The organism is Secundilactobacillus kimchicus JCM 15530 (genome assembly GCF_001433995.1).
Taxonomy (GTDB): domain Bacteria; phylum Bacillota; class Bacilli; order Lactobacillales; family Lactobacillaceae; genus Secundilactobacillus; species Secundilactobacillus kimchicus.
In genome coordinates, this window is the sequence record NZ_AZCX01000002.1 from 396,724 (window position 1) to 411,458 (window position 14,735).

Here is a 14,735-nt window from a genome sequence, read left to right on the forward strand (position 1 = left end):
AGAATAAATGGCAGATTGGTAAAGCGAGGACAATAGCGTGAAACGGCGAGATGTGCAACCCATTTACTCGAATACGTATCAACAAATGCACCGTCGATACTGGGTGACGCGATTCTTGATTATTTTAGCGGTCATCCTGTTATTTTTTTCGGTCTGGTTGTTTTGGCAACACGAAAAACAGGTGCGTTTGAGCCGGTTTCCAATTCACGGTGTTGCCTTGAACCAGCAGGCCGGCTTTGTGGACTTTCAGCAGCTGGCTAACCAGCATGTCGCCTTTGTATACCTGAAAGCCACAACGGGCGCGTCCTACACGGATGACCAATTCCAAAGCGGCTATGATCGGGCGGAGGGGACGAGGTTGAAGTTAGGTGTCGACCATTTTTTCAGTTTCTCGACAACGCCAACGGCGCAACTTGACCATTTTAAAAAGGCTGTCGGAACCCGACTTGGTGACTTGCCAATAGCGGTTCAAGTTGATTTTTATGGGGACTATACGGCTCAGGTCGTGAGCCAGCGCCACCTCGGCCGCCGCTTATTGGTCTTTCTTAATAAGCTCCGACTGACAACCGGGCACCCCGTTATCGTGTGGTGCTCACAGAAGGTCTGGCAGGCCGTTAAGGTGCGCGGATTAGGGGCCTATGGCCGGTGGGTTACGGATAGTAACCCGGGCCAGCTCAGTCGCCGGATTCGGTTTATTGAATACAATCCAGATGGGAAAATGACGATTAATGGGCAAGCTCAAACAGTGTCGTTATCCGTATTTAACGGGACCAAAGTTCAGTGGAAACAGTATCTCAATCGGGTTAATTAAAAAGACAAGCATCAGCATTTTGCTGACGGCTTGTCTTTTTTGGTTATGACGGGTTTATTTATTATTAGTCGGGTCAGTTGGACTGTTATGACCCTCAATCGTATAGGTCATCTCGCCAGCTTCATCGTACATTTCAATTGGTTGTGTCTCGTTACATTTGACGGCGAGATGGTAGCCAAAGCGATCCAAAAATAGCAGTTCGTTCGCCGTCACTTTTTCGACGTTGCCTGGAATGGTGTGGTTATCGATGGTGACCGTCAAGTCCGGGCCAATCAGTAGGGAGTGATGACGATTTGAATCACTGGCATGAAGCGTCCAGGAGCCAACAAAGATCATCGGGGATGCTGGCGCAGGCTGCTTTTTGGCGGATCGTTTGGCTAGTCCGAATAAGAGCGATTTACCATGTTCAATTAACCGCTTGCGTCGCATAATCTGCCCCTCCTTTTTCCAGTAATATAACACGTTTATGGGCTAAATTCATAAAATAAGCACAATGTTTCCTGTCTCTTTAAAATTATTGTACCATTCAAATGCACCGCTTAGTTGGTCGCCGGAAAAATAACGTGAATCGTCATTTCATCGGGGCCGTGGAACTGCTATCATATTAGGTGAAGCCAAATTAAGGAGGACGACCATGATTAAACTCGGAATTATTGGAACAAACTGGATTACCCAACAGTTTGTTGAAGCTGCCGCAAGCTCAGAACAGTTTGAATTAACTAGTGTCTATTCTCGCCGATTAGAGACCGCTGAGGCATTTGGTCAAAAGAACGGTGCCCAGGAATTTTTTAGCAATCTAGATGATTTTTTTAACAACGGGACCTTTAATACTGTATACATTGCGTCGCCTAACAGTCTTCATTATGAACAGGCCGTTATGGGAATCAAAGCCGGCAAGCATATCATTGTTGAGAAACCCGCATTTGAAAACCAACGCCAAATGGAAGCTATCATGGAGTTGTTGAAGACGCACCCCGAATTGAAATACTTTGAAGCTGCTCGAAACATTCATACGCCGAACTTCCACGCCATTGAAGCTCAAATCAAAAAAATGCCCGTCATTCAGGGGGCAACATTGACGTACATGAAGTACTCATCACGGTATGATAACGTGCTCGCAGGCGAAGAGCCCAACGTGTTTTCACGGCATTTTGCTGGTGGGGCGTTACAAGATCTCGGCGTTTATACCGTATATGACGCAGTGACACTGTTCGGCGTCCCTGAGGATGTGGCCTATTATCCGCAACTCATCCGCACTCGCGTTGATGGCAAGGGGACGGCCGTTTTAAGTTACGACGAGTACGATGTCACACTTAATTTTGGGAAGATTGTGAACTCCCACATGGTGTCGGAGGTGTACGGGCTCAAGGACACGATTGTGATTGACGATGCTGGGGAAATTAGCAACGTGGATTACTTTGATGAAGCGGGTGAAAAGCAAACAATCAGCCAGCCAGTGACTGATAATCCGATGTTGCCCGAAGTCCTGGATTTTGCCCGGGTTATTAACGATCCGGATAATCCAGACAACCACCGTGACTATCAACGTTGGTTAAATCTGAGTGTTCAGGTCAATAAAGTGCTGTTCAACCTTCGTCAATCTGGTAAGATTGTCTTTACTGACGAAAAATAGAATGGAGACACACATGATAACCGAGTTTCAACAACGATTTGAAAAATTAGGGTTTAGCCAACTATCACCCATTCAAGAAGCCGTGTACCAGCCGCTCTTAGATGGGGACAGCGTGCTCGGCCTAGCACCTACGGGTTCCGGCAAAACGCTTGGGTTTGTCTTACCCATGCTTGAGAAAATGACGCCTGGTGATGGCATCCAGGCCATGATTGTGGCTCCCTCCCAGGAGTTGGCGATGCAACTCACCAATGTTGCGCGAACGTTTGCGGACCTTGTGAACTTAAAGGTGACCGCGATCACTGGTGGGGCTAACGTTAAGCGACAAATGGAGCAACTTAAAAAGCATCCTGATTTAATTGTGGGGACACCGGGTCGGATTCAAAATTTAATTGATGACCGACGACTTAAGGTGGCTGGGGTCAAAACCGTGATTATTGATGAGGCGGATGATCTGCTGGAGGGCGAGACTTTCGACACGGTTCGGTGGATTTTGCAAGCTGTCCCCGGCGAGGTTCAGCTCGGCTTTTTCTCGGCAACCGAAACCCCACAACTGACCGGTGAATCGCTTGAAAAATGGTTTGGCCAACCCGTGACACGTTACGATGTTCGGGCTATTGACCAAACTCAAGGAGCGGTCCGTCACGGGTTGCTCACGATTTCTAATTTAAAGAAAAACGTCATGCTCAGGCGGTTGGCCGAAATGAAGCAGTTTAAAGGCTTGGTCTTTTTTGACAACGTCGCTGGCTTGCAAAAAACAGCCAGTTGGTTGCGCCATAACCACGTTGCTGCGGCCACTTTGACGGCCAACCAACGACAAACAGAACGTCAAAAAGCACTGACGGATTTTAGATTGGGCCGTATCAAGCTATTGTTGTCGACTGACGTAGCCGCTCGAGGGTTAGATATCGCTAAGCTACCAGCCGTGGTTAATTATGACTTACCGTCGACTGCTAACGGTTATACACACCGTGCCGGTCGAACAGGCCGCATGGGCGAACCGGGGCAAGTCATCAATTTTGGGAACGACCACGATTTTCGTGATCTGAAACGACTACTGGTTAAGACCGACCTTAATCTAGTTCCGATAGCTTACCAAGACCGCCAATTGGTCGCAGCTAATGAGGCAACGGACCAAGCACCAACGGTGACAGCAAAACGGGTGTCAGCTGGCGGTGTGCCTGCCACATCATCGACCCCAACGGAGAGGACCGTCACCCGGCCGGCCGCACCTGTTGAACCGACCGCAAAAAAGAAACATAAAAATAAACATTCCAAACGGAAGGGAATGCGCCATAAGCGGCAACAACAAAACTAAGGCCAACCTTTACAAGCAGTACCAGGCATGAGAAAATAGTTCTTGTGCTGGCCCCATAGCACAACTGGATAGGGCACCCGCCTCCTAAGCGGATGATCCCGGTTCGAGCCCGGGTGGGGTCATATTTATTACTTTTAGTCATTTTCTATCACTCAGAAACGTTGATTTAACGGCATTCTTGAATGACCCAACGTGATAGTAAATGAAATTACTGTGCACATTTGGTGCACAAAAGGCATTTTTTAACCGATTGGTGCACCAAAACCTACATGACTGCTAGAGCCGCAAGGGCTTTGGTGGTCTCCTTTTTTTCCATTTCTTTCAGCATGTGGCTGTAAACCCGGATCGTGGTTGAATAGTTCGAGTGCCCTAATCGGGACGAAATGTAGTAAATGGATACGCCCTTGTAAATTAAATATGAAGCATGGGTATGCCGTAGGCCGTGGAAGCTAATATCCTTGGCGCCAATGGCTCGTAAAACAGAGTGCAAGGTTTTGTTAGCGCCTGTTGAATCTCCAACTTTACCATACTGATTTAAAAAGATAAGGTTAAACGGGTTTTCAATGCCAAGGTCGCTAAACTTTAATAACTGCAATTTGCGGTAGTTTCTGAGTTGCTCGGCTAATCTATCGGTTATCTTGATAACTCGCTTAGATTGCTCGTTTTTTGTGGTGGTGAAGCCGTTTTTATTGATTGTGTCCCAAGCCTTTTCGATTCGAATGGTTTTCATTTCATATGAAAAATTGTCCCAAGTTAGGCCAGCAATTTCGGAAAATCGAGCACCAGTTTGGAGGGCAACTAAAGCCATGAACTTTGTGGCATGTTCAACACTGATATCGGCTTCTAGTGCTTTGGTCAATTCAGAAGCATCTGCCGCATCTAAGTATTTCATATCTTTGGATTTTTCAGGGCGTCCAGTGATAGTGGTCTTAGCGGTAAAATCACGAGTTATCAAACCATCTTCAATAGCATCACGGACGGATGCTTTAATTTGGGTGTTTACTTTCTCAGAACTATTAATGGACTTTTCTTTTTTACCTACTGGATGGGCATAGTCATTTAAAAACTTTTGGTACTCAGCCCTGGTAATTTGGTTGAGCTTACGCCCAGTAAAATACTGCATGACAATGGATATTGTATACCGGTAGCGGAGCTTTGAACTATCGGATAATACCGGTTCTTTGTATGTTTTGTACCAGTTTACGAAGTAGTCCACAAAGTTTTGATTACCAGCGGCTAAATTAACCCCATTATCCTTTTGAACTTCATTCTTGTTTGCCCACATTTGCGCCTCTTTTTTTGTTTTAAAGCCACCTTGATTGGCGAATTGTCGCTCGTTGTTTGCATCATAAAATGAAACCCGAACGAACCAAGTTTTGCCACGTTTTGTAATTGAAGCCATAGTTTATCATCCTTTTCTTTTTTTGATTACCTAGGCGGGTAATTGAAAAACGGATATTGTGGCATCACCTTCTTTCATGTAAAATGGGGTACACAAAGAGCCTATAAAGACGGCTTTCAGTGAAAACACATCGACTTTCTTGGCGGAGGGGCGATGTGTTTTTTTATTGTTTCTTTAAAAGTTCAGCAATTTCTTTTAGATACAGTTCCTCATTAGAAGGGGAAGCTTCTGCTTTTTTAGGTTTAGGCACTACTTTATTAATTGCCTTCACCATTAAGAAGACTACAAAGGCAATAATAAGAAAGTTGATAATTGAGTTAATGAATGCGCCATATTTAAAAGAAGCAGCGCCTACTTTTAACACCAAACTTGAGAAGTCTACTTGACCTAGAAAGACACCTAAAAGTGGATTGATCAAGTTATCGGTTAGCGATGCCACAATACTGGTGAATGCACCTCCAATAATGACACCAACAGCCAAATCAATAACGTTACCTCGATTAATAAAATCCTTAAATTCTTTAAACATAGCTAGTACTATCTCCTTCTAAAATTATTCTTTATCGGATTCCAATTGTTGACTTAATTCATCGATGGTTTGCTGTTGCTGGCCAGAGAGTTGTTTACCGTTGGAATTTTTAAGTCTAGTGGTAAGTAAACTATTTTCGGCCCGTAATTTTGTTAAGCGTTTGGTCTGTTGGTCAATTTTTTCTTGGTAACTTGTTTCTAAGGCTCGTATTTTTTTCTTGATTTTTAGAGAGTTTAGTGAAGTGACCAAAAAAGTCAAAAAAGCTCCTATTAGTAAATTCAATAATATTAGAATGATTAAAGGAATATTGAAATTAGCAACTAAAAAATTAACACGAACATTTTCTACATTGGCAATAGTGAAAATAGAAATAAGAATGATTAACAAAATTATAATAATGATATATATTTGTCTTTTCAAAAAGCACATTCCTTTCTTATTTGTTCAAGTGTTGAACCGCATAGTTTGCTTGTGATTCTGTAAATTGCTTGCCGACGCTTGATGTCAGTTGCGTTTTGATCCGTGCAGGTGACAAACTTTGTTGGTCCTGGTAATCCTTTGCTTTAGCCAATGCGTTTTCGTTCCAGTTGGCTTTTACGTGGTTAACCGCATATAGTGCAGGTTTCTTTTCAAAAGCCTCACCAGAGCTAGAAGTTAGCTGTCGGTACAAGCCCTTTTTAGAAAGGTGCATCGTGTCTGAGTACGTCTGTGCTTTATTTAAAGCCGATTGATACTCGGCAGGCAGCTTCTTTTGAGAACTCGAAGAAGCTGTGGTGTTTTGGCTGCTACTATTTGAGCTACTTGACGACGTGCTACCACACGCTGCCAAGGTAAGTGTTGCTAAAATAGTGGCCCCCATAGTTACTACTTTTCGCATGATTAAACCTCCAAACTTTCAGCTTTTTGCGCCATCAGGATTTGGGCGTTTTAACACGGTAACGCCGTTCGAGAATATGAACCAAATCAATTAGATCGTAGGCCTTTTGAATGGCGTCTTCACCAATATAGGTTTTGCCTTCTACTTCAATGGGACCTCCAATTAGTCCCTGACTAGATACTCTTAGTAATTCATCCCGTAAGTCAATTTTTTTCACCATAAAGGATCCCTTTATATTTTTGTGATGTTAACTCCATGAGTGAGGTCAAAATAATAGCCATTGTATTTAAATAGCTCGCCATTTTTAGAACGATAGTTGTCGATAGCTTCAAGCAGATATTTTGGGGAAACATTGAAATATTCCGCCATTTCGTCTACCGCCCACAGTTGTTCTTCGAAGCAATTGATCAGACCGTCAAGAGGAACCGCTTCTTGGTGAGCGACCGACCGAGCGTATAGCTCTTGCTTGACCTTATCTTGCGTATCCTGAGCCGTAATGTCACCCACAGTGGTAGCGTGGTGGGCTAGTTCCTCAAGTAGAACCTCATATTGAGTTACCGAGGACCGGTTAGGATTGATATAGATCTCATCCCCCAAGGTGAGACCGCTAAGCCCGCCTGGCATAGGTTTCATTTTAAATTTGAGTTTTGGATGTTGACTGATTAATTTCTCAAAAGGTGTCATAGGCAAGTCCCCTTAATCCTGATTACGGGCCTTTTTGAGGGCCTCGATAAAATTGATGATTTGCTCTTGCTCAGTTTCTGATGTGTCATCATCAATATGGGCGGCAACCACGTCGGCAGTTGAAGGCGCCCGGTTATCTTCATCTGGAAAAAAGTCATTTACTGATTTATGGAAGATACCAGCAAGCTCAAATAACACGTCCTGAGTGGTTTTACGATCCCCGTTTTCATAACGGCTGATAGTTTGACGGGTAGTTCCGAGCTTGTCCGCCAATTGATCTTGTGTCATACCCTGTGCTTCTCGAAAGATTTTTATTTGTGAGCCGATAAATTTATTTACGTCCATTTTCCATGCCCCTTATATGTAGGATTATGAGTTTATGGTAGCACATAAATCACCGAAATGGAACTAAATATTATTTTTTCGCACATTTTTGTTTACATGTCACCGAAACGGTGCTATTCTAAATGGCATAGAAAGGAGGTCGCCATATGCAACACAAATTATACGCACTGCGGAAAGAAAGTAGCATGTCTCAATCCGATGTCGCACGAGCTCTTGGAATTACTCCGAAGACGTATGGAATGAAAGAACGGGGTGATACACCGTTTGATAGCGATGAAATGTTTAAACTGGCAAAGCTTTTTCGTAAACCGATGGACGATATTTTTTTGCCCAGAAGTCACCAAATTGGTAACAAAAGTAAGGAGGCATAGTCATGGCAAAAATTCGACTGGTTAGCGATTTTTCAACGAAAGAGTTGCTAACAGAATTATCAAAACGAAAAGAAGTTCAGTATCTTCGAGCCGGACTTTACCAAAAATGGAAATTGATAGGGAAATACGGTAATCGAGATATTGAACTTCCAGATGAGTATGGTGTGTTGTTAATTACAGATGTTCTTCGGCCAAGTAATAATTAAAGGCATTTTTGATAGATTCGAACTCTGCTCCGGGATTTACAGCAAAGATGTAATCCTGCAAGTTATCCCAGTTAGATACGTTTTGAGGAAAGTTCTTATCTTCGGCTGCATCTCTTGCAAAATCTCCAATAGGTAAGTCTACATCAGAGAATTTCATTAACCAGTTGTAAAAGCTCATTTTATCACCACCTTTAGCAAAAATTATATCAGAAAGGAAGTTTTAACCATGGCAAAACCAAGACTAGTTCTAGAAAAGAAATCCAAAGAACCAAAAGTATCAAAGCTGATCAGCATCGATGTGAGTTTGCATGATCAATTGCTTGATATCAAGCACGAGACAGGCTTAACAGTCACTTCAATCGTTAATAAGTTTATTGCTTACGGCGTCAAGAACGTTGAAATTGAAGAGGCCGAGGATGAGGAGGAATGGCCATGCCAACTCAAGTACCAATGGAACTAATGACTCGCAAGGATTTAGCATCAAAGGTTCTCCATGTGGATGTTAACACGGCTGACAAGCGGTTCCTGTATGAGCCGGATTTTCCGTTCGTCATGGTCGGAACTCAACGACGATATTATTTACCAGCAGTTCATGACTGGCTAATGAAACATCAAATGTTTAATGACTAAAGACCTAGGCGGGTAATTGATGTTTTTGACCAGGAATGACTAGTAGGAGGAATAATTATGATTTTTACAGTTTTAGAAATCAGTTTAGTAATCGTAGGCGCGTCCACTGTGGTTTGGGGTTGGCTGGAATTTAAAAAAGACCCCGAAGAATTTTTCGGGGTTAAGTGATTATGGATAAGAAAGAGCTTTTGCTATACAACATCGACAATAATCTTTCTCGTATTGCTAATTCACTCGAAACTATCGCAAGTAGTTTAAGCGGAAAACGAGAGGCTGATGGAAAGGCTGTAGTAGATGCGATTGAGGACCACCTTAAGAATCTTGATCAACGAGAAAGGCTTTAAGCGTTTCATGGTTCATTTCTCGTTCGAAGACCGCTCTGTTATCAATGGCTTGCAGCACGTAGCGCATTAAGACTGACATCGAATTTTCTTCGGTTTCGATATCTTTGGCGGCTTTTTCTGAAGCTAATTGCATCTCTTTGTGGTATTTACTTTCCAACTTCGATAAAGCTGATTTTCGAGCTGTTTCGTAACGACTTTCAAAAGTTTTTTCGTCCATTTTTTTCACCTCCAATCTGTTTCAAGTATATCAGTGGAGGCCGGCTCAGAATAGACGAGTTTTCGGACAAGAAGGGACGGTGATAATCATAAACTTACAACTTAGAACCCTGAGACGAAAACGAGGGCAAACCATCAAGCAAGTTTCGGATGCCCTTGGCGGGACCGTGTCAGCTGATTTGTTGTCAAAGTATGAACGCGGCGAACGGGAGGCAGGATATCAGGTATTGATTTCCTTGGCGGACTATTACCGAGTTTCGGTTGATGAAATCTTAGGACACGATCCGAAGCCAGCCAACACGCTCGGCCAGAAAATTCGCGAATTGCGTTTAGCTCAGAATCTTTCAATGGAAGAGTTCATTGAACGTATTGACGGCAAGCCCGGCAAGGGGCGCAGCGGTACAGTCAATAACTGGGAAAAAGGGAAGAACCGGCCGAACAAAATGCGGTTGAAACGAATTGCTCAAATTGCGGGCGTTGAACCAGATGAATTTTTGAAAGGAGGTGATTCCAGTCAATGACCAATATGTTTACCGACGGATCGTTTTTAAAACCAAACGGCCGAATATCTTCAAACGGCTGTGGCGTAAATTTTGGCAGTAAAAAAAGCCAGCTACCGCAAATAGCTGACTAAAACAAAAAAACTTATCTAAAAGGAGTATATCACGTGACTAACAAAGAACAAGCCAATTACTGGCACGCTAAGCTAATGCGCACCCCGGTGAACTACCAAGCACTAGCAACTTACCGGTTTGAGCAATGGCAGCATTTTCTGGAACTGGCACGAGTTGAAGAAATGGGGGAGCTAGATGAGTGATGAGGATCGTTTTTATGCTAACCTAGCGGCTCGTCATGAAGACCGTAAGTCAATCAGTTATGAAGATTCAGATTTGGCCCGCTGCCAAGAACACGAATGGGAAGAAGAGGATAACAGATGAAGGCATTTGATGGAACATTTTCAACGCAAGCCGGTCTAGCAAGTCGAATTAGTTTTCTTTCCGGCAAGCTTGAAATCAAAGATTGCGACGTTGGACGAGTGGTAGATCTCGCCGCGGAATTTGGCCGAAAGCAAATGTTTTTGCAGTACGTTGAAAAATACGACCCGTTTAATAATGCAGAAATTTGGTCGGTACGTAAGGAACTAAACTCAATCGTAGACCAGTTAAATGGTCTACTGGGAAATGAATAGGAGGACACTCATATGATTCAAATTACTATTTCAGGTAACACGTTGGAAGATCTGAAGAAAAACATGGACGAGTTGGCTACATCCATGCTCACTGGCACAACCGTCGTAGCGGAAGCAATTCCAGACACGTGGACCCCCGGCGGTGAAAATGAGTCGGTTGCCGAGCCTAAAGCACCAGCTAAGCCTAAGAATGAAGCTAAAACAGAAACACCTCAAGTTACTAAGACCGACCTGCAAAGCGAAATCAAAGTTCTGTTGAAAGCTGGCAAAAAGTCGGAGGTAACAGCGCTTATGAAAGACCAATTCAAGGCGGACAAGCTGTCGGAAGTCAATTCTGATGATTATCCCAAATTTTTAGTAGCTTTAAAGGAGTTGGAGTAAATGGCAAGTCCAACATCACACGCGACACTCTCAGCTAGTGGGGCGGGTAAATGGATTAATAATCCGCCATCCCTATGGATGGAAATGGGGATCCCGGATACTGGATCTGCCTACGCAGCGGAAGGGACAACAGCGCATTCGTTGGTAGAGCTAAAGCTCCGTCAAGCTACCAATCAAATTTTAGACTCTGAGTATGAGACTCGGATGGCAAAAATTAAAGCGAGTGATTTCTACAACCAGTCAATGGAGGATTACACCGATGCTCATGTCGGGCTGGTGATGGAGGATTACAATGCTATCCCAGATGCGGATATCATGCTTGAAGAGCGAGTGGATTACTCCGAATGGGCACCGGGTGGCTATGGAACCTCTGACACGATTATTGCAACTACCGGGCGTCTTGAAATCTGGGATCTTAAGTACGGCAAAGGGGTTAAGGTTCGCGCTAATCACAATGTTCAACTTATGCTATACGCGTTAGGCGCCATCGCTGAGTACAATCTGGCCTACGAGTTTGAGACCGTCAAGATGACCATCTCACAACCGCGGTTAGGGAACGTGGATAGCTTTGAGATTAGCTATAAGGACTTGATGGACTGGGCTGAGACGGTGGTTAAGCCAGCAGCGGACGACGCTTTAAATGGCGCTGGTGAATGGAATTTCGACGATCCTAGCACTTGGCACTTTTACAAGGCAGCCGGTTTTTGTCGGCACTTAGCAGAGACTAACTTAAGGATCCGACAGTACGAATTTAAAGAAGCCAATAGTCTCAAACCCGACGAAATCGCAGACATACTAAGTCAAACTGACCGAATTCGAAAATGGTTAGATGCCGTAGAATTTTACGCCACCAAGCAGGTTCTTGATGGAAAGATGGCCCTACCAGGCTACAAAGTTGTGGCTGGGCGATCGAATCGTAAGATTACAGATGAAAGTGCAGCGGAAGACGTTCTTCGTAAGGCGGGTTATCTCAAGCGTGATATTGTTCAAACCAAGTTAGAAAGTATCACCAAGTTAGAAAAGCTGACCGGAAAAGATAAATTCGCTGAGCTACTCGGCTCCTTAATCATCAAGCCTGAAGGTAAACCAACTTTAGTACCAGACTCAGATTCACGCCCAGCAATGGGTTCAATTGCAGAAGCGCAAAACGATTTTAAGTAAAGAGGAGATTATACATTATGACAAACACACAAAACACTACCAAGGTAATCACTGGCAAGGCTCGGGCTTCATTTGTTCACTTATTGGAACCAGATGCATTTGAGGGCCAGGACCCGAAATACTCGGTAATGCTACTGATCCCAAAGACGGATAAGGCGACATTAACAAAGATTAAAAGTGCCCAAAAGGCTGCCGCTGAAGCAGGGAAGTCCAGCAAATTTAATGGCAAGCTTCCAGCAAACCTGAAGACCACGCTTCGAGACGGTGATGAGGAAATGGACACGGAGGAACGTCCGGAGTTCAAGGGCATGATGTTCATTAACGTGTCAAGCAAGACCAAGCCAGGGATTGTTGATGCCCAGTTAAACGAAATTATGGATGCCAGCGAAATTTATTCAGGAATGTACGTCCGGGCCTCAATTAATTTTTACGCCTACAACACTGCTGGTAATAAGGGCATCTCAGCTGGTTTGAACAATGTTCAAAAGGTGGCCGACGGTGACTTTCTGGGAGGTCGTTCCAAAGCCGAAGACGATTTTGATGACTGGGAAGACGATAGCGATGATGATGAAGATTTATTCGACTAGGAGGGGTTTTGATGACAGCAAAGAAAGTCCCCCGGGCCTTTACGGCCTTGGTTCAGTGGCAAAAAGAACAAATTAAAATTCAGCAACTAAGGAAGGATGGTCAAAATCGAACAATTAAACATTGATATTGAAACCTATTCCGAGGCTGATTTGCCTAAGGTTGGTGTCTACAGATATGTTGATGATCCAAGCTTTGAGATTTTAATTTTTAGCTATGCTGAAGACGGTGGAGAAGTTGAGACCATTGATTTAACAGACAAGAGTTCACAACTTCCTGCTGGTGTTTTAAAAGCCCTCACAGACCCAGCGGTAATTAAGATTGCTTATAATGCCCAATTTGAAAGAGTGGCTATTGGCAAAATGCTAAACAAAACACTGGATCCAAGTCAGTGGCATGACACCATGGTGGTTGCTAACGAGTTAGGGTTGCCAGCTGGGTTAGGCCAGGTCGCCAAGTATTTGAAGATTGACCAGCAAAAAGACACTCGGGGCACTCAGCTGATCAACTTCTTTTCTAAACCCTGCAAGCCAACTAAGGCCAATGATCACCGTACTCGTAACCTACCAGCTGATGACCCAGAAAAGTGGTCCCTGTACGTATCGTACAACCGGCAGGACGTGCGAACAGAAATGGCAATTGCGGACAAGCTAAAGAAGTTTCCAGTCCGTAAAAGCGAGTGGGACTTATATGCCATGGACCAGCGAATTAATGATCGCGGCGTGGGAATCGACGTCAAGCTAGCCCAAGGGGCGATTGAGCTGATGAATGGCTTAAACGACCTGCATAATGCTGAATTGAAGCAAGTTACTGGACTAGACAATCCCAACAGCCTATTGCAGTTTAAGGGCTGGCTAAAGACTCTAGGCGTGGAGTTCAAAACCCTAGGCAAGGCAACCATCCAAGCAGCGCTTGAAGAAGGCAATTTGCCGGCGGTGGTTCAGACCACTCTGCGACTTCGACTAAGCCTCAGTAACTCATCCACCAAGAAATATCTGACCATGGTGAACGCCCAATGTCGGTCAGATGACCGGATCCACGGTTTACTTCAATTCTACGGTGCCAACCGGACTGGGCGTTGGGCAGGGCGACTGGTTCAGGTTCAAAATTTGCCTCGCAACTACATGAACCCAACCCAGCTTGATATTGCTCGCGAGTTGGTCGAGGAACGGGATGGTGAAGCAATCGAGCTGTTGTTTGATGATGTGTCTGACACGCTTAAACAACTTATTCGAACCGCATTAGTACCAGCAAAAGACAAGCAATTTATGATCTGCGACTTCAGTGCGATTGAAGCTCGGGTAATTGCCTGGTTTGCCAATGAAAAATGGTCACTGGCAGAATTTGCGGACAACGAAGATATCTACAAAGCTACTGCCAGCCGGATGTTTAATATCCCAAAAACCGATATCGATAAAAAGATTCGGCAACGGGGCAAGGTGGCCACGCTGGCTCTGGGGTATCAAGGGGGCTCTGGTGCGTTAATTGCGATGGGTGCCCTTGATATGGGCATCCCAGAAGATGAATTGCCGGACTTAGTAACCTCTTGGCGCAAAGCTAACAAGCACGTCGTGGCGTTTTGGAAAGAAGTTCAAGCCGGTGTGATCGAGGCCATTGAAAATGGTGGCGCGCAACGAATGTCAAAAGGGCTTAAGGCCTTTGTTAAAGATGACTTTCTGTTTATCCAGTTACCCAGTGGGCGCCGGATAGCCTACGCCAACCCACGATTAGAAGAAGGTGATTACGGCTATCGTATTGTTTACGATGGTCAAGGTACACACGTTGGTTTTGCCAAGCTTGAAACTTACGGCGGTAAGTTGGTTGAAAACATTGTGCAGGCAACAGCGCGAGACCTCCTAGCTGAAGCCATGCTTCGGTTAGAATCTGCTGGTTTTCATGCCGTGTTCCATGTGCATGATGAGGTGGTGGCTGAAGTCAATTTAGACGCTGATTTAGCCCAGATGGAAGCTGTGATGTGTGAGGTGCCTCAGTGGGCGAAAGGCTTGCCACTCAATGCGGCAGGCTTCACAACGAATTATTACCGAAAGGATTAGGA

The 14,735-nt window shown here is 44.4% G+C and carries 26 protein-coding genes and 1 tRNA gene; 17 read left to right on the forward strand and 10 right to left on the reverse strand.

The window, feature by feature from the left end; genetic code table 11:
* Positions 1–37 precede the first annotated feature (37 nt).
* Complete coding sequence (locus tag FC96_RS04345; RefSeq protein ID WP_056942126.1) at positions 38–811, forward strand: GH25 family lysozyme; 774 nt, start codon at positions 38–40, stop codon at positions 809–811.
* A gap of 54 nt (positions 812–865) precedes the next feature.
* Here FC96_RS04345 and FC96_RS04350 read toward each other — a convergent pair whose 3' ends face one another.
* Entirely contained in the window at positions 866–1,240 is a 375-nt protein-coding gene (locus tag FC96_RS04350; RefSeq protein WP_054659483.1) for a DUF4828 domain-containing protein, read from the reverse strand.
* 205 nt (positions 1,241–1,445) lie between these two features.
* On the opposite strand from FC96_RS04350, the gene FC96_RS04355 reads away from it, so the two are divergent.
* The 3 genes from FC96_RS04355 (at position 1,446) to FC96_RS04365 (ending at position 3,881) form a co-directional block, all read left to right on the forward strand.
* On the forward strand, positions 1,446–2,444 hold the full coding sequence (locus FC96_RS04355) for a Gfo/Idh/MocA family protein (protein WP_056942127.1): 999 nt from the start codon (positions 1,446–1,448) through the stop codon (positions 2,442–2,444).
* A 13-nt stretch (positions 2,445–2,457) separates the two neighbouring features.
* Entirely contained in the window at positions 2,458–3,759 is a 1,302-nt protein-coding gene (locus tag FC96_RS04360; protein WP_056942128.1) for a DEAD/DEAH box helicase, read from the forward strand.
* Between the two features lie 49 nt (positions 3,760–3,808).
* Positions 3,809–3,881, forward strand: a tRNA-Arg gene (locus FC96_RS04365).
* A gap of 143 nt (positions 3,882–4,024) precedes the next feature.
* Here FC96_RS04365 and FC96_RS04370 read toward each other — a convergent pair.
* From FC96_RS04370 to FC96_RS04400, 7 genes are all read right to left on the reverse strand, one after another.
* Positions 4,025–5,161: a site-specific integrase gene (locus tag FC96_RS04370; protein WP_056942129.1), complete on the reverse strand. Its 1,137-nt coding sequence runs from the start codon at positions 5,159–5,161 to the stop codon at positions 4,025–4,027.
* Positions 5,162–5,324: 163 nt separating this feature from the next.
* A complete protein-coding gene (mscL, locus tag FC96_RS04375; RefSeq protein ID WP_056942130.1) occupies positions 5,325–5,690 on the reverse strand; it encodes a large-conductance mechanosensitive channel protein MscL in 366 nt (121 codons plus the stop codon).
* Positions 5,691–5,714: 24 nt separating this feature from the next.
* Positions 5,715–6,110: a lipopolysaccharide assembly protein LapA domain-containing protein gene (locus FC96_RS04380; RefSeq protein WP_056942131.1), complete on the reverse strand. Its 396-nt coding sequence runs from the start codon at positions 6,108–6,110 to the stop codon at positions 5,715–5,717.
* 16 nt (positions 6,111–6,126) lie between these two features.
* Positions 6,127–6,567 carry an Ltp family lipoprotein gene (locus tag FC96_RS04385; protein WP_055679894.1) on the reverse strand — a complete coding sequence of 147 codons (441 nt, stop codon included), beginning with the start codon at positions 6,565–6,567 and terminating at the stop codon, positions 6,127–6,129.
* Positions 6,568–6,601: 34 nt separating this feature from the next.
* Positions 6,602–6,787 carry a hypothetical protein gene (locus FC96_RS04390; RefSeq protein WP_056942132.1) on the reverse strand — a complete coding sequence of 62 codons (186 nt, stop codon included), beginning with the start codon at positions 6,785–6,787 and terminating at the stop codon, positions 6,602–6,604.
* Between the two features lie 11 nt (positions 6,788–6,798).
* The gene (locus FC96_RS04395) at positions 6,799–7,251 is read right to left on the reverse strand and encodes an ImmA/IrrE family metallo-endopeptidase (RefSeq protein WP_055679893.1); all 453 of its coding nucleotides are present in this window, start codon (positions 7,249–7,251) and stop codon (positions 6,799–6,801) included.
* A 12-nt stretch (positions 7,252–7,263) separates the two neighbouring features.
* A complete protein-coding gene (locus FC96_RS04400) occupies positions 7,264–7,596 on the reverse strand; it encodes a helix-turn-helix transcriptional regulator (protein ID WP_056942133.1) in 333 nt (110 codons plus the stop codon).
* A gap of 146 nt (positions 7,597–7,742) precedes the next feature.
* Between FC96_RS04400 and FC96_RS04405 the strand changes: the two genes are divergently transcribed.
* Positions 7,743–7,967 (forward strand): helix-turn-helix transcriptional regulator, encoded by a 225-nt coding sequence (locus FC96_RS04405; RefSeq protein WP_056942134.1) that lies wholly within the window; start codon positions 7,743–7,745, stop codon positions 7,965–7,967.
* A 2-nt stretch (positions 7,968–7,969) separates the two neighbouring features.
* A complete protein-coding gene (locus FC96_RS04410; protein ID WP_055679892.1) occupies positions 7,970–8,173 on the forward strand; it encodes a hypothetical protein in 204 nt (67 codons plus the stop codon).
* Here FC96_RS04410 and FC96_RS04415 read toward each other — a convergent pair.
* The gene (locus tag FC96_RS04415; protein WP_056942135.1) at positions 8,142–8,351 is read right to left on the reverse strand and encodes a YozE family protein; all 210 of its coding nucleotides are present in this window, start codon (positions 8,349–8,351) and stop codon (positions 8,142–8,144) included. The genes FC96_RS04410 and FC96_RS04415 overlap by 32 nt on opposite strands.
* A 48-nt stretch (positions 8,352–8,399) precedes the next feature.
* Between FC96_RS04415 and FC96_RS04420 the strand changes: the two genes are divergently transcribed.
* The 3 genes from FC96_RS04420 to FC96_RS12840 all read left to right on the forward strand — a co-directional run bounded on the left by FC96_RS04420 (position 8,400) and on the right by FC96_RS12840 (position 9,147).
* Positions 8,400–8,633 carry a hypothetical protein gene (locus FC96_RS04420; protein ID WP_055679891.1) on the forward strand — a complete coding sequence of 78 codons (234 nt, stop codon included), beginning with the start codon at positions 8,400–8,402 and terminating at the stop codon, positions 8,631–8,633.
* Positions 8,606–8,803 carry a hypothetical protein gene (locus FC96_RS04425; RefSeq protein ID WP_056942136.1) on the forward strand — a complete coding sequence of 66 codons (198 nt, stop codon included), beginning with the start codon at positions 8,606–8,608 and terminating at the stop codon, positions 8,801–8,803. The genes FC96_RS04420 and FC96_RS04425 overlap by 28 nt, the downstream gene beginning before the upstream one ends.
* Positions 8,804–8,973: 170 nt before the next feature.
* Entirely contained in the window at positions 8,974–9,147 is a 174-nt protein-coding gene (locus FC96_RS12840) for a hypothetical protein (protein ID WP_156403154.1), read from the forward strand.
* On the opposite strand, the gene FC96_RS04430 is transcribed toward FC96_RS12840, so the two are convergent.
* Positions 9,116–9,364, reverse strand: coding sequence for a hypothetical protein (locus tag FC96_RS04430; protein WP_056942137.1), 249 nt, complete (start codon positions 9,362–9,364; stop codon positions 9,116–9,118). The two genes, FC96_RS12840 and FC96_RS04430, sit on opposite strands and share 32 nt — an antisense overlap.
* A gap of 79 nt (positions 9,365–9,443) precedes the next feature.
* Here FC96_RS04430 and FC96_RS12695 point away from each other — a divergent pair, with 79 nt between their 5' ends.
* The 8 genes from FC96_RS12695 to FC96_RS04460 all read left to right on the forward strand — a co-directional run bounded on the left by FC96_RS12695 (position 9,444) and on the right by FC96_RS04460 (position 14,733).
* Positions 9,444–9,884 (forward strand): helix-turn-helix domain-containing protein, encoded by a 441-nt coding sequence (locus FC96_RS12695; RefSeq protein ID WP_082593267.1) that lies wholly within the window; start codon positions 9,444–9,446, stop codon positions 9,882–9,884.
* A gap of 146 nt (positions 9,885–10,030) precedes the next feature.
* The gene (locus FC96_RS13115; protein ID WP_164478855.1) at positions 10,031–10,180 is read left to right on the forward strand and encodes a hypothetical protein; all 150 of its coding nucleotides are present in this window, start codon (positions 10,031–10,033) and stop codon (positions 10,178–10,180) included.
* On the forward strand, positions 10,173–10,301 hold the full coding sequence (locus tag FC96_RS13230; protein WP_268872567.1) for a hypothetical protein: 129 nt from the start codon (positions 10,173–10,175) through the stop codon (positions 10,299–10,301). The genes FC96_RS13115 and FC96_RS13230 overlap by 8 nt, the downstream gene beginning before the upstream one ends.
* Positions 10,298–10,552, forward strand: a complete 255-nt coding sequence (locus FC96_RS04440; protein ID WP_055679888.1) for a hypothetical protein — start codon at positions 10,298–10,300, stop codon at positions 10,550–10,552. Before FC96_RS13230 ends, FC96_RS04440 begins: the two co-directional genes overlap by 4 nt.
* A 12-nt stretch (positions 10,553–10,564) precedes the next feature.
* A complete protein-coding gene (locus FC96_RS04445; protein ID WP_055679887.1) occupies positions 10,565–10,933 on the forward strand; it encodes a hypothetical protein in 369 nt (122 codons plus the stop codon).
* Positions 10,934–12,094 carry a DUF2800 domain-containing protein gene (locus FC96_RS04450; protein ID WP_055679886.1) on the forward strand — a complete coding sequence of 387 codons (1,161 nt, stop codon included), beginning with the start codon at positions 10,934–10,936 and terminating at the stop codon, positions 12,092–12,094.
* 17 nt (positions 12,095–12,111) lie between these two features.
* Entirely contained in the window at positions 12,112–12,681 is a 570-nt protein-coding gene (locus FC96_RS04455; protein WP_055679885.1) for a DUF2815 family protein, read from the forward strand.
* 105 nt (positions 12,682–12,786) lie between these two features.
* A complete protein-coding gene (locus tag FC96_RS04460) occupies positions 12,787–14,733 on the forward strand; it encodes a DNA polymerase (RefSeq protein ID WP_156403157.1) in 1,947 nt (648 codons plus the stop codon).
* The last annotated feature ends 2 nt before the right edge of the window (positions 14,734–14,735 follow it).